The following is a 13,023-nucleotide window of genomic DNA, read 5'->3' on the forward strand; positions in this document are numbered from 1 at the left end:
AGTATTAAAGGCGGAAAACGAGTACTACCGACGCGACCGAACAAAATCAACAGTGAAATCCGTGCGACTGAAGTGCGCTTAACAGGCATGGATGGCGAGCCGATTGGCATTGTCACATTACGCGAAGCTTTGGAAAAAGCCGAGGAATCGGGTGCTGATCTGGTTGAGATCAGCCCGAATGCCGAACCGCCGGTTTGCCGCATTATGGATTACGGCAAGTTCCTCTATGAAAAAAGCAAATCTTCTAAGGAACAGAAGAAGAAGCAAAAAGTTATTCAGGTTAAGGAAATTAAATTCCGTCCTGGAACCGATGATGGCGACTATCAGGTCAAACTACGCAACCTGATTCGCTTTCTGGAAGAAGGCGATAAAGCCAAAATCACGCTGCGTTTCCGCGGTCGTGAGATGGCGCACCAGCAGATCGGTATGGAAGTGCTTAACCGCGTCCGTAAAGACCTGTGTGAAGATCTGGATTTGGCCATTGTCGAATCCTTCCCTTCGAAGATCGAAGGCCGCCAGATGATCATGGTGCTCGCTCCTAAGAAGAAACAGTAGGCTTTCAAGTAGCATTGACCGCGCAGCGTTCGCGCTGTGCGGTTTTCTGTTCGCCTGTCTGGGTCATGTTATCAACAATGCGAAGTGGATATTTTTTAAAATGCCAAAGATTAAAACTGTACGTGGCGCGGCTAAGCGCTTCAAGAAGACCGCTTCTGGCGGCTTCAAGCGTAAGCACGCAAACCTGCGTCATATTCTGACCAAAAAATCTACTAAGCGTAAACGTCACCTGCGCCCTAAAGGCATGGTGTCTAAAGGCGATCTGGGTCTGGTTATTGCCTGCCTGCCATACGCATAAGTAAATTTTTTCATTAATTCAGAATATTAAACAGGAGAGCTAAATGGCTCGTGTAAAACGTGGTGTAGTTGCTCGCGCACGTCACAAAAAAATCTTAAAACAAGCTAAAGGCTATTACGGTGCACGTTCACGTGTTTACCGCGTTGCCTTCCAGGCTGTTATCAAAGCTGGTCAGTATGCTTACCGTGACCGTCGTCAACGTAAGCGTCAGTTCCGTCAGCTGTGGATCGCGCGTATCAACGCAGCGGCACGTCAGAACGGCATGTCTTACAGCCGTTTCATCAATGGTCTGAAAAAAGCAGCCATTGAGATCGACCGTAAGATCCTGGCTGACATCGCCGTATTCGACAAAGTGGCATTCTCTGCACTGGTCGAAAAAGCGAAATCAGCACTGGCGTAAGCCGGATGAAAAAGGGAGCTTGCTCCCTTTTTTATTGCCTGTAACTCGCGCAAAAGATTGACATTTTCATCGCAACGCATTTCAATAGTGCCCTCATGGTTCATGACAAGGTAACCGCAAGCATGAATGCTGCTATTTTCCGTTTCTTTTTTTACTTTAGCGCCTGACATTCGGGGGCTTTTGCGCATAAGAAGAGAAACGAAAAATCGCGCTGAAAGCCTCCCTCGTGGAGGCTTTTTTGTTTCTGGCGCTAGCATATTGGACCGGCAGGTCCCAACGAGAACTGACCAGCCTGACTGGAAAAAGAGGAAACTATGTCCCAACTCGCAGAACTGGTGGCCAACGCCACGGCGGCCATCGACGGGGCGACAGATATCGCCGCCCTTGACGCGGTGCGCGTCGAATATCTGGGTAAGAAAGGCCATCTGACCCTGCAGATGACCACCTTACGTGAGCTGCCAGCCGACGAGCGTCCGGCAGCCGGTGCGGTGATCAACGAAGCGAAACAGCAGGTCACTGAACGTCTGAATGCCCGTAAAGATGCGCTGGAGTCTGCGGTACTGAACGCGCGTCTGGCCGCCGAAACCATTGATGTTTCACTGCCTGGCCGCCGGATTGAGAATGGCGGACTGCATCCGGTGACCCGCACTATCGATCGTATCGAAACCTTTTTCGGCGAATTGGGTTTCGCGGTGGTGACAGGCCCGGAAATCGAAGATGACTACCATAACTTTGATGCACTGAATATTCCCGGACATCACCCGGCGCGTGCCGATCACGATACCTTCTGGTTCGACGCCACGCGACTGCTGCGTACCCAGACGTCCGGCGTGCAGATCCGCACCATGAAAAATCAGCAGCCGCCGATTCGCATCATCGCGCCAGGCCGTGTCTACCGTAACGATTACGATCAGACCCACACGCCGATGTTTCATCAGATGGAAGGGCTGATTGTCGACAAAAATATCAGCTTCACCAATCTCAAAGGCACGCTGCACGATTTCCTGAACAACTTCTTCGAAGAAGATTTGCAGATTCGTTTCCGTCCCTCCTATTTCCCGTTCACCGAGCCTTCAGCGGAAGTGGATGTGATGGGCAAAAACGGCAAATGGCTGGAAGTGCTGGGCTGCGGCATGGTGCATCCAAACGTACTGCGCAATGTGGGTATCGATCCGGAAGTTTACTCCGGCTTCGCCTTTGGCATGGGTATGGAACGTCTGACCATGCTGCGCTATGGCGTCACCGATCTGCGTGCATTCTTCGAAAACGATTTACGTTTCCTCAAACAATTTAAGTAAGGGCAGGTTATCCAATGAAATTCAGTGAACTCTGGTTACGCGAATGGGTAAATCCAGCCCTGGACAGCGCGGCGCTGTCTGAGCAAATCACCATGGCCGGTCTGGAAGTGGATGGCGTTGACCCGGTCGCGGGCGCGTTTCACGGCGTGGTAGTGGGTGAAGTGGTTGAGTGCGGCCAGCACCCGAACGCCGACAAACTGCGCGTCACTAAAATCAACGTTGGCGGCGATCGCCTGCTGGATATCGTCTGTGGCGCGCCAAACTGCCGCCAGGGCCTGAAAGTCGCCGTAGCAACGGTGGGTGCCGTGCTGCCGGGTGATTTCAAAATCAAAGCGGCAAAACTGCGTGGCGAACCGTCCGAAGGGATGCTCTGCTCCTTCTCCGAGCTGGGCATTTCCGACGACCACAACGGCATTATCGAGCTGCCAGCGGACGCGCCGATCGGGTCTGACATCCGCGACTATCTGCAGCTGAATGATAACACCATCGAAATCAGCGTCACGCCGAACCGCGCCGACTGTCTGGGCATCATCGGTATTGCGCGTGATGTGGCGGTACTGAATGGCCTGCCGCTCAATATGCCTGAGATCACACCGGTCGCGGCCACCCTGAGCGAAACCTTCCCGATTCGCGTCGATGCGACCGATGCCTGCCCGCGCTATCTGGGCCGCGTCGTGAAAGGCGTCAACGTCACGGCGGCTACTCCGCTGTGGATGAAAGAGAAGCTGCGCCGCTGTGGTATTCGCTCTATCGACCCGATCGTCGATATCACTAACTATGTGCTGCTGGAGCTGGGTCAGCCGATGCATGCCTTTGATCTCGACCGCATTGATGGCGGGATCGTGGTGCGGATGGCGAAAGAGGGCGAAACCCTGACGCTGCTGGACGGCACCGAAGCCACGCTGCAGAGCGATACCTTAGTGATCGCCGATCACCATAAAGCGCTGGCGATGGCCGGTATTTTTGGCGGCGAGCATTCCGGTGTGAACAGCGAAACGCAAAATATCCTGTTTGAGTGCGCCTTTTTTGATCCGCTCTCGATTACCGGCCGTGCGCGTCGTCATGGCCTGCATACCGATGCGTCACATCGCTATGAGCGTGGCGTAGACCCGGCACTGCAACATATGGCTCTGGAGCGTGCGACTGCGCTGCTGTTAGAGATTTGTGGTGGCGAAGCGGGCCCGATCATCGATCAGACTCAGCAGGCTGCGTTACCGCCGCAGGCTACCATCACTCTGCGTCGTGAGAAGCTGGACCGTCTGATTGGTCACTTTATCCCGGATGAGCAGGTGACCGATATTCTGACCCGTCTCGGTTGTCAGGTCAGCGTGGCTGAAGGCCAGTGGCAGGCGGTTGCGCCGAGCTGGCGTTTTGATATGGCGATTGAAGAAGATCTGGTTGAAGAAGTCGCCCGTATCTACGGCTACAACAACATTCCGGACGTGCCGGTTCAGGCTGGCCTGGTGATGACGAAGCACCGCGAAGCGAACCTGTCGCTGAAGCGTGCCAAAACTCTGCTGGTCGACAAAGGCTATCAGGAAGCGATCACCTACAGCTTCGTTGACCCGAAAATCCAACAGCTGCTGCATCCGGGTGAAGAGGCGCTGCTGCTGCCAAGCCCGATCTCCAGCGATATGTCGACCATGCGTCTCTCTCTGTGGACCGGTTTACTCAGCGCGGTGGTCTATAACCAGAACCGTCAGCAGAGCCGGGTGCGTCTGTTTGAGAGCGGATTACGCTTTGTGCCAGATACTCAGGCCGATCTCGGCATCCGTCAGGATCTTATGCTGGCTGGCGTACTGAGCGGCAACCGCGCGGAAGAGCACTGGGATCTGGCGCGCCAGACGGTTGACTTCTATGATTTAAAAGGCGATTTAGAATCGCTGCTCGATTTAACCGGCAAACTGGATGACATCAGCTTCCGTGCTGAAGCCAATCCGGCGTTGCACCCAGGACAGAGCGCTGCGATTTATTTGCATGATGAACGAATCGGATTTATCGGAGTGGTTCATCCTGAGCTGGAACGTAAGCTTGATCTCAATGGCCGCACCTTAGTCTTTGAACTGCTTTGGAATAAGGTCGCAGACCGCGTCCTGCCTGATGCGCGCGAGATTTCACGCTTCCCGGCGAACCGTCGTGACATTGCCGTTGTGGTGTCTGAAAACGTCCCTGCAGCAGATATCATCGCGGAGTGTAAGAAAGTTGGCGTAAATCAGGTAGTTGGCGTAAACTTGTTTGACGTGTACCGCGGTAAGGGCGTTTCTGAGGGTTACAAGAGCCTCGCAATCAGCCTGATTTTGCAGGATACCAGCCGGACACTCGAAGAAGAGGAGATTGCCGCGACCGTTGGCAAATGCGTTGCGGCATTAAAAGAGCGATTCCAGGCAACCTTGAGGGATTGAACCTATGGCGCTTACAAAAGCTGAAATGTCAGAGTACCTGTTTGAGAAACTCGGGCTGAGCAAACGCGATGCGAAAGAGTTGGTAGAGCTGTTTTTTGAAGAGGTACGCCGCGCTTTGGAAAATGGAGAACAGGTAAAACTGTCTGGGTTTGGTAATTTCGACCTGCGCGACAAAAACCAGCGTCCTGGCAGAAACCCGAAAACGGGGGAAGATATTCCGATTACTGCGCGTCGCGTAGTAACCTTCCGCCCAGGGCAGAAGCTGAAAAGCCGCGTAGAGAACGCCACACCCAAAGAAACTGACTGATTTCAGCGTTTCAAAAAGGCCGCGCAAGCGGCCTTTTTTTATTACCCCGTTTTCACCACCGCCCGCCGCTATCGCCACACGATTTACCGCTCAGCCTGACGGCTTCACTGCCAGCCTTTCTTTTTTCTGCAATCCCTCTACAATCAAATCTCTGTTTTCTCAGCTAATCCTGCTTATGTCTCTGCTAGACCAGCTTGCTCACCAGGCCGACCGCCGCAGCCAGAAATGGCTGGTGGGACTGAGTATTGCGCTGCTTGCGCTGCTTGTTGTCAGCCTGTGCGCCGGCGACAGCTGGATTGCGCCTTCGCGCTGGCTGAGTGATAGCGGCCGGCTGTTTGTCTGGCAGTTGCGGCTGCCGCGCAGCCTGGCGGTGGTATTGGTTGGCGCCTCGCTGGCGGTGTGCGGCGTGGTAATGCAGGCGCTGTTTACTAATCCGCTGGCAGAGCCAGGACTGCTTGGCGTCTCGAATGGCGCCGGGATCGGGCTGGTACTCGGGGTCCTGCTCGGCAGCGGATCGCTGTGGAGCCTGAGCCTCGCCGCGATGGCTGGCGCGCTGATCGTTACCCTGATTCTGCTGCATTTCGCCCATCGCCAGCTTTCGGTGACCCGGCTGCTGCTGACCGGCGTTGCGCTGGGCATCATCTGCAGCGCCATCATGACCTGGGCCGTCTACTTCAGTACCAGTCTCGACTTACGTCAGCTGATGTACTGGATGATGGGCGGATTCAGCGGGATTGACTGGCGCTACGGCTGGATGATGCTGGGCATATTGCCGGTGATGCTGGCGCTGAACGGCAGCGGCCGGATACTGAATCTGCTGGCATTGGGCGAGACCTCGGCGCGGCAGCTCGGCCTGTCGCTGTTCTACTGGCGCAATCTGCTGGTGCTGGCGATGGGCTGGCTGGTGGGCGTCAGTGTGGCGATGGCGGGAGCCATCGGCTTTGTCGGGCTGGTGATCCCGCACCTGCTGCGCCTGAGCGGCATCAGCGATCACCGCTATCTGCTACCGGCATCTGCGCTGGCCGGTGGCAGTGTGCTGCTGGGTGCCGATATTATCGCCCGTCTGGCGCTGACCGCTGCAGAATTACCGATCGGCGTGGTGACCGCGACCCTCGGTGCGCCGCTGTTTATTGCGCTACTGCTGAAATCTTCACGCTAGCCTCGGCTGGTTATTTAACATCCACGATAGGAATCCAGAATGAGCATTTATCAAACTGAACTGGTTACGCTTGATGGGGAAAAAACCACGCTGTCACAGTGGCAGGGCAAGGTGCTGCTGGTGGTCAATGTGGCGTCGAAATGCGGTCTGACACCGCAGTATGAGGAGCTGGAAAATCTGCAAAAAGCCTGGCAGGACGACGGTTTCAGCGTGCTGGGCTTTCCCTGCAATCAGTTTCTTGAGCAGGAGCCGGGCAGCAGCGAGGAGATCAAAACGTTCTGCAGCACCACTTATGGCGTGACGTTCCCGATGTTTGAGAAGACAGACGTCAATGGCGAGCATCGTCATCCGCTCTATGCGCAACTGGTGGCGGCACGGCCCGACGCGGTGCGTCCGGAAGGCAGCGGCTTCTACGAGCGGCAGGTGAGCAAGGGGCGCGGCCCGAAAGCGCCAGGCGATATCCTGTGGAACTTTGAAAAATTCCTGATTGGCCGTGATGGCACTATCATTCAGCGCTTTGCGCCCGATATGACACCAGAAGATCCGATCATTCTGGAAACCATCAAGCAGGCACTGGCAAAGTAAATGCTGCTCCGGCTGAAACAGGTGGCCGTCTCCGGACGGCTACTGCCGTTTAGCAGTACGCTGGATGCCGGGCAGTTGCTGCATCTGGCGGGTCCGAACGGGGCCGGCAAGAGCACCTTACTGAGTGTGATTGCGGGTCTGCAAGCCGCTGACGGCAGCGTGCTGCTGGATGAGCGTCCGTTAAGTGAATGGAACGGCAAGGCGCTGGCACGGGTGCGTGGCTGGCTGCCGCAGCAGCAGTTACCGCTCAGTCAGATGCCGGTCTGGCACTATTTACGCCTGCATCTGCAACCGGATGATGCCCGCGCCGATGCGCGACTGGCAACGCTGCTCCAGCGTCTGCAGCTCGATGATAAGTTATCCCGTCTGCTGAGCCAGCTGTCAGGTGGCGAGTGGCAGCGCGTCCGGCTGGCGGCGGTCTGTGCTCAGATCGATCCGCAGATCAACCCGCAAGGCCGGTTACTGATACTCGATGAACCGTTAACGGCACTGGATCTGGCGCAGCAGAAAGCGGTGGATGATCTGATTGCCGGGCTGTGTGCTGCGGGCATCAGCGTGATCGCCAGCAGCCACGATCTCAATCACAGCCTGCAACGGGCCGATTGCGTCTGGCTGATGCATCAGGGCGAAGTTGTCGCCCGGGGAACGCCCGCGGCCGTGCTGACCCCGGCGCAGCTGACCCCGCTGTATCAGATTGCGTTTCGCCAGCTGGAAACAGAAGGGCGCACACTGCTGATGGTACAGTCCTGACACTTGCCACCCGGCGCGCTTTCCCGCTACATTAAGCCGGTCGTAACTTCTGATAAGGACATTTGGCGATGCGCCTGGCTTTGCTGATTTTAGTTCTGCTACTGACGGGATGCAGTCATCACGCGCCGCCCATTAATGGCCGTCTTTCCGATTCGATCACCGTGATTGCAGAGCTGAATGACCAGCTTGGCAACTGGCGAGGCACGCCTTATCGTTATGGCGGTATGAGCCGCAACGGCGTTGATTGCTCCGGTTTTGTCTATCTCACCTTCCGCGACAAATTCGCGCTGCAACTGCCCCGTACCACGGCGGCGCAGAGCGATATCGGTACGCGCATCAGTAAAGATGAACTGCTGCCTGGCGATTTAGTGTTCTTTAAAACCGGCAGAGGCGAGAATGGCCTGCACGTCGGAATTTACGATACCGACAACGCCTTTATCCATGCCTCAACCAGCCAGGGCGTGATCCGCTCTTCACTGGATAATGTCTACTGGCGCAAAGTGTTCTGGCAGGCGCGGCGCATTTAATCGCAGCCTGCAGAGGCTGACTTAAGTCCAATTTTAAATAGACCGGAACCCGCCGGTAAAAGTTTTATTTAAAATGATATTTATCCCGCCGGGATTTAATTAATCATAATAAGTGCACCTTTATTTCTACTAATAACCGGGTTTTGATTGGCACTATTTGGCTTAAGCGTGATTACCCGGCCGCAAACGGCGGTGGAAGGGTAAAGAAGTCCATCTCTTCAATGATTTGGTCCTATTGCCTGCGTGTATCCATTCAGATAGGATATAACTATCGCCGCTTATTCTGGCAGTAGAAATGAAAATTCACTTATCGGCCGACTATCAGTCGGAAATTTGGTTCTATCCTGCCTGTGATGTTGATGGGCGGCTGACCGCTGTCGAGCTGGTAACCCAGTTTGTGCATGAGAGTGCACCTATCACTCTGCCGCAGGACCTGCTGCTGCCACAGCTGGACAAATCGCAGCAGTTGCGGCTGTTACAAAGTCAGATCGGTTTACTGGAACAGAATCGCGCGCTATTTGATTCGCACGCGATTTCTGCATTAATTCGTATTGACGAAGGGATGGCCCACACCCTGCTGGAAAATGAATTACTGATGCGGAAAATAAAACAGCTGCCCTTTGTGCTGCTGGATATCACTGAAACGTTTCCGCAACTTAAACTGGGCAGAAATAATCCGTTGCTGCAGAGCCTGAACGCTGAATTTAATTTATCGCTTTCGCATTTTGGTGCCGGGAAATCACCTGCCAATGCGGTTTACGATAATTTGTTTACCTGCATCAGTCTTGATAAGGGATTTATTCATTCGCTGGCCAAACGGGCTTCGTTCATCCCCTTTATTCAAAGCATTGTCGATAACTTCCGTTCTCACTGCGATCAGATCATTATTTGTGGCATAGACGACGATCGCCTGCTGGATAAAGCCCTGCAACTTAACGGCGTGCATCTGCAGGGCGCGCTATTCCCGGTGGTTAAATCCGATGCGTTGTCTTCGCTGGTTTGCGCTGACAATCGCGTGCCTTCCTCTTTGCATCCAGGCTGATGCGACCTGTTTAATCCCCGATATCAGCGTTACACTGAAGGTTTTAGCTGAACGACGTATCGCTGAGCGTCGCATGGGAGAAACAATGTCCTCTGGCAAGATCTCTTTTGATAACACCTGGTTCCGCGAGCTGACAGGGTGTTACACCGCACTGAACCCCACTCCGCTGGCAGGCGGACGCCTGCTTTACCATAATGCCCCGCTGGCCACCGAAATGGGGCTGGATGAGGCGCTGTTTACCGGTGACGGTCATGATGTCTGGCAGGGCGCGGCCTTGTTGCCCGGCATGCAGCCGCTGGCTCAGGTCTACAGCGGACACCAGTTTGGAGTCTGGGCCGGACAGCTGGGCGATGGCCGTGGCATCCTGCTCGGTGAGCAGCGGCTGGCGGATGGCAGCAAACTCGACTGGCATCTGAAAGGGGCGGGACTGACGCCCTATTCGCGCATGGGCGACGGTCGTGCAGTGATACGCTCCAGCGTGCGTGAGTTTCTGGCCTCAGAAGCGCTGCATCACCTGGGGATCCCCACCACCCGCGCACTGACCTTATCCATTGGTGATGAGCCGGTTTATCGGGAAACGCCGGAGCGTGGTGCCATGCTGATGCGCATTTCGCCGAGCCATCTGCGCTTCGGCCACTTCGAGCATTTCTTCTACAGCCAGCAGCAGGAGAAAGTGCAGCAGCTGGCCGATTACGCCATTCGCCACCACTGGCCGCAGTGGCAGGAAGAGGCTGACCGCTATCAGCTGTGGTTTACCGACGTGGTCCTGCGCACCGCGCGCCTGATCGCGCAGTGGCAAAGTGTCGGTTTTGCTCATGGCGTCATGAACACCGATAACATGTCGATTCTGGGTCTGACGCTCGATTACGGTCCGTTCGGCTTTCTTGATGATTACCAGCCCGACTACATCTGTAATCACAGCGATTATCAGGGCCGCTACAGCTTCGAAAACCAGCCGATGATCGGCCTGTGGAATCTCAACCGGCTGGCACATGCGCTGTCCGGGCTGATGACCACCGAACAACTGAAGCAGGCGCTGAGCGTTTACGAGCCGGAACTGATGCGGATATGGGGCGAACGGATGCGGGCTAAGCTCGGCTTGCAAACGGCAGAGAGCGGCGACAATGAGATTCTGACTGAACTGCTGGCGCTGATGACCAAAGAGCACAGCGACTACACGCTGACTTTCAGGCTGTTAAGTGAGACCCAGCAGGCAGAAACCCGTTCACCGCTGCGCGATGAGTTTATCGATCGTGAAGCCTTTGATAGCTGGTACCAGCGTTATCGTGCGCGCTTATTGCAGGAGGAGAGTCGCGATGATACGCGCCAGACGCTGATGAAGTCGTCGAATCCGGCAGTGGTGCTGCGAAATTATCTGGCACAGCAGGCAATTGAAGAGGCAGAGCGGGGAGAGCAGGGCGCGCTGGCGCGATTGCACCAGGCACTGCAGCAGCCTTTCAGCGATCTGACCGCCGCTGAATATCGTCAGCGGCCGCCAGACTGGGGTAAAACTTTAGAGGTCAGCTGCTCCAGTTAACTCAGAAACGGCGGGAAACCGCGTCGGCGAGCAGGGCAAGCACCGCTTCACTCTCCTGCCAGCCGAGGCAGGGATCGGTGATTGACTGACCGTAAACCAGCGGTTGACCGCCCACCACTTTCTGATTGCCTTCCTGCAGGAAGCTCTCAATCATTACGCCAGCCACGGCCCGCGATCCTGTCTCAATCTGCTGCGCCACATCCGCCGCCACATCAAGCTGGCGGCGATGCTGCTTCAGGCAGTTGCCGTGGCTGAAGTCGATCACCAGCTGTTGCGGTAAATTAAACTCCGCCAGGCTGGCCGCCGCATCTGCCACATCGCTGGCATGATAGTTTGGCGCTTTGCCACCGCGCAGGATCACATGACCATGCGGGTTGCCGCTGGTCTGATAAATCGTCATCTGGCCCTGCTTATCCGGCGACAGAAACATGTGGCTGGCGCGGGCAGCGCGAATCGCATCCACCGCAATTTGCACGTTGCCGTCAGTGCCGTTTTTGAAGCCGACCGGGCAGGAGAGTGCCGACGCCATTTCACGGTGAATCTGACTTTCAGTGGTGCGTGCGCCAATCGCGCCCCAGCTAATCAGGTCAGCAATAAACTGTCCGATCACCATATCAAGAAATTCTGTTGCGGTCGGCAAGCCCAGGGCGTTGATATCAATCAGCAACTGGCGGGCAATACCGATACCCCGGTTGACATCATAACTGCCGTCCAGGTCGGGATCGGAGATAAGGCCCTTCCAGCCCACCACGGTGCGAGGCTTCTCGAAGTAGGCGCGCATCACGATCTCCAGTCGATCCTGATAACGCACGCGCAGCGCGTTCAGGCGCTCCGCATACTCCAGCGCCGCTTTCGGATCGTGCAGCGAGCAGGGGCCTATAATCACCAGCAGACGCGGATCTTCACCGGTCAGGATACGGGCGATGCGCTGGCGGGCGGCGGTAACATTATCCGCGATGGCGGCAGAAACAGGATGCTCAGCCGCCAGGCTGGCAGGCGTAATCAGACTGCCAATGCGGGCGGTACGCAGTTCGTCGGTTTTGTTCATGAGTTTCTCGAAAACGATTCTTCGCAACGGTGAAATACCGGGAAGTGATGGTGGTCACAATAAACCATTAGCCTGCGAATTCAACCCGGGAATTAATAATGAAATCAAAACCGACGGCAGCGACGCTTTACATCGCCGCCGTGGAAAGCGCGTTAATACATGCGACGGGTCAGACCCATAATGTCGAGAATTTTGGTGGCGATCTCCTCCACCGAGTAGTTGGTGCTGTTGAGATAGCGAATCTGATGGGTGCGGAACAGCGCTTCCACTTCACCCACTTCCAGCCGGCACTGGCGCATTGAGGCGTAACGGGTATTTTCCGCCCGCTCCTGGCGAATCGCGGCCAGCCGCTCCGGATCGATGGTCAGCCCGAACAGTTTGTGCTGATGGGCGCGCAGCGCCGGCGGCAGTTTGAGGTTATCCATATCATCGGCGATGAACGGGTAGTTGGCGGCGCGGATACCAAACTGCATCGCCAGGTAGAGGCTGGTGGGCGTTTTGCCACAGCGCGATACCCCCAGCAAAATCACCTGCGCATCTTCCAGACCGCGCAGTGAAATGCCATCATCGTGCGCCAGGGTATAGTCAATAGCGGCGATACGCGCATCATATTTACCGAGATTACTGGCATCCAGACCGTGCGTGCGGTGCGCCACCGGCGCTGGCGACAGCCCCAGTTCCTGCTGTAACGGTGCCACCAGCGCCTGCACGATATCCTGACAAAAGCCTTCACTCTGCACGATGATATCGCGCACTTCCGGCGTGACAATAGAGAAGAACACCAGCGGTCGTACGCCGCTCTGCTGATAGAGCGCATTAATCTGCGCTTTGACCGCCTGCGCCCGCTGAACGTTTTCAACGAACGGCAGCGTCAGGCTGGTGATGTTGACCGGAAACTGGGACAGCACCGCATGGCCCAGCACTTCGGCGGTGATGGCCGTGCCATCGGAAATATAAAAAACGCTTCTGTCAGTACTCATGACGTGTCGGCCTCTGAAAAGAGTGAGCGGTCAGTCGGTGCCGCAAGATAAAATAAATAATCCATATTATTCAGTTATGAATTTTTCATTTTTAGTATTACCGCCCTGTTTTAGCACAGCAGAGAAAATGAAAGG

General features: G+C 55.6%; 15 protein-coding genes and 1 other annotated feature. Of the genes, 13 read left to right on the forward strand and 2 right to left on the reverse strand.

Annotated elements, in window-relative coordinates; all coding sequences use genetic code 11:
- Nucleotides 1–3: 3 nt before the first annotated feature.
- The 13 genes from infC to ACX3P5_RS07715 all read left to right on the forward strand — a co-directional run bounded on the left by infC (nucleotide 4) and on the right by ACX3P5_RS07715 (nucleotide 10,860).
- On the forward strand, nucleotides 4–555 hold the full coding sequence (infC, locus tag ACX3P5_RS07655; protein WP_094120302.1) for a translation initiation factor IF-3: 552 nt from the start codon (nucleotides 4–6) through the stop codon (nucleotides 553–555).
- Nucleotides 556–655: 100 nt separating this feature from the next.
- Entirely contained in the window at nucleotides 656–853 is a 198-nt protein-coding gene (rpmI, locus tag ACX3P5_RS07660) for a 50S ribosomal protein L35 (protein WP_004157374.1), read from the forward strand.
- A 43-nt stretch (nucleotides 854–896) separates the two neighbouring features.
- The gene (rplT, locus tag ACX3P5_RS07665) at nucleotides 897–1,253 is read left to right on the forward strand and encodes a 50S ribosomal protein L20 (protein ID WP_003853267.1); all 357 of its coding nucleotides are present in this window, start codon (nucleotides 897–899) and stop codon (nucleotides 1,251–1,253) included.
- Between the two features lie 117 nt (nucleotides 1,254–1,370).
- Nucleotides 1,371–1,496, forward strand: a sequence feature (Phe leader region).
- The gene (gene pheM / locus ACX3P5_RS07670) at nucleotides 1,376–1,420 is read left to right on the forward strand and encodes a pheST operon leader peptide PheM (RefSeq protein WP_106120997.1); all 45 of its coding nucleotides are present in this window, start codon (nucleotides 1,376–1,378) and stop codon (nucleotides 1,418–1,420) included. Its footprint overlaps the feature before it by 45 nt.
- 71 nt (nucleotides 1,497–1,567) lie before the next feature.
- Nucleotides 1,568–2,551, forward strand: coding sequence for a phenylalanine--tRNA ligase subunit alpha (pheS, locus tag ACX3P5_RS07675; protein WP_094120303.1), 984 nt, complete (start codon nucleotides 1,568–1,570; stop codon nucleotides 2,549–2,551).
- A gap of 14 nt (nucleotides 2,552–2,565) precedes the next feature.
- Nucleotides 2,566–4,953 carry a phenylalanine--tRNA ligase subunit beta gene (gene pheT / locus ACX3P5_RS07680; protein WP_458968508.1) on the forward strand — a complete coding sequence of 796 codons (2,388 nt, stop codon included), beginning with the start codon at nucleotides 2,566–2,568 and terminating at the stop codon, nucleotides 4,951–4,953.
- 4 nt (nucleotides 4,954–4,957) lie between these two features.
- Nucleotides 4,958–5,260 (forward strand): integration host factor subunit alpha, encoded by a 303-nt coding sequence (gene ihfA / locus ACX3P5_RS07685; protein ID WP_003853259.1) that lies wholly within the window; start codon nucleotides 4,958–4,960, stop codon nucleotides 5,258–5,260.
- Nucleotides 5,261–5,435: 175 nt separating this feature from the next.
- A complete protein-coding gene (gene btuC, locus ACX3P5_RS07690) occupies nucleotides 5,436–6,419 on the forward strand; it encodes a vitamin B12 ABC transporter permease BtuC (RefSeq protein ID WP_233984483.1) in 984 nt (327 codons plus the stop codon).
- A 39-nt stretch (nucleotides 6,420–6,458) separates the two neighbouring features.
- The gene (locus ACX3P5_RS07695; RefSeq protein ID WP_233984482.1) at nucleotides 6,459–7,004 is read left to right on the forward strand and encodes a glutathione peroxidase; all 546 of its coding nucleotides are present in this window, start codon (nucleotides 6,459–6,461) and stop codon (nucleotides 7,002–7,004) included.
- Nucleotides 7,005–7,754 (forward strand): vitamin B12 ABC transporter ATP-binding protein BtuD, encoded by a 750-nt coding sequence (btuD, locus tag ACX3P5_RS07700; RefSeq protein ID WP_458968509.1) that lies wholly within the window; start codon nucleotides 7,005–7,007, stop codon nucleotides 7,752–7,754.
- A gap of 68 nt (nucleotides 7,755–7,822) precedes the next feature.
- Nucleotides 7,823–8,281 carry a C40 family peptidase gene (locus ACX3P5_RS07705; RefSeq protein ID WP_233984480.1) on the forward strand — a complete coding sequence of 153 codons (459 nt, stop codon included), beginning with the start codon at nucleotides 7,823–7,825 and terminating at the stop codon, nucleotides 8,279–8,281.
- A gap of 295 nt (nucleotides 8,282–8,576) precedes the next feature.
- Complete coding sequence (locus ACX3P5_RS07710) at nucleotides 8,577–9,323, forward strand: EAL domain-containing protein (protein WP_458968510.1); 747 nt, start codon at nucleotides 8,577–8,579, stop codon at nucleotides 9,321–9,323.
- 85 nt (nucleotides 9,324–9,408) lie between these two features.
- Complete coding sequence (locus ACX3P5_RS07715) at nucleotides 9,409–10,860, forward strand: protein adenylyltransferase SelO (protein ID WP_442956293.1); 1,452 nt, start codon at nucleotides 9,409–9,411, stop codon at nucleotides 10,858–10,860.
- 1 nt (nucleotide 10,861) lies between these two features.
- On the opposite strand, the gene ACX3P5_RS07720 is transcribed toward ACX3P5_RS07715, so the two are convergent.
- Together ACX3P5_RS07720 and ppsR are read right to left on the reverse strand one after the other, a co-directional pair.
- A complete protein-coding gene (locus tag ACX3P5_RS07720; protein ID WP_458968511.1) occupies nucleotides 10,862–11,908 on the reverse strand; it encodes a 3-deoxy-7-phosphoheptulonate synthase in 1,047 nt (348 codons plus the stop codon).
- Between the two features lie 152 nt (nucleotides 11,909–12,060).
- On the reverse strand, nucleotides 12,061–12,888 hold the full coding sequence (ppsR, locus tag ACX3P5_RS07725) for a posphoenolpyruvate synthetase regulatory kinase/phosphorylase PpsR (RefSeq protein ID WP_094120311.1): 828 nt from the start codon (nucleotides 12,886–12,888) through the stop codon (nucleotides 12,061–12,063).
- Nucleotides 12,889–13,023: the final 135 nt, after the last annotated feature.

It is taken from the genome of Pantoea sp. S-LA4, from assembly GCF_054482835.1.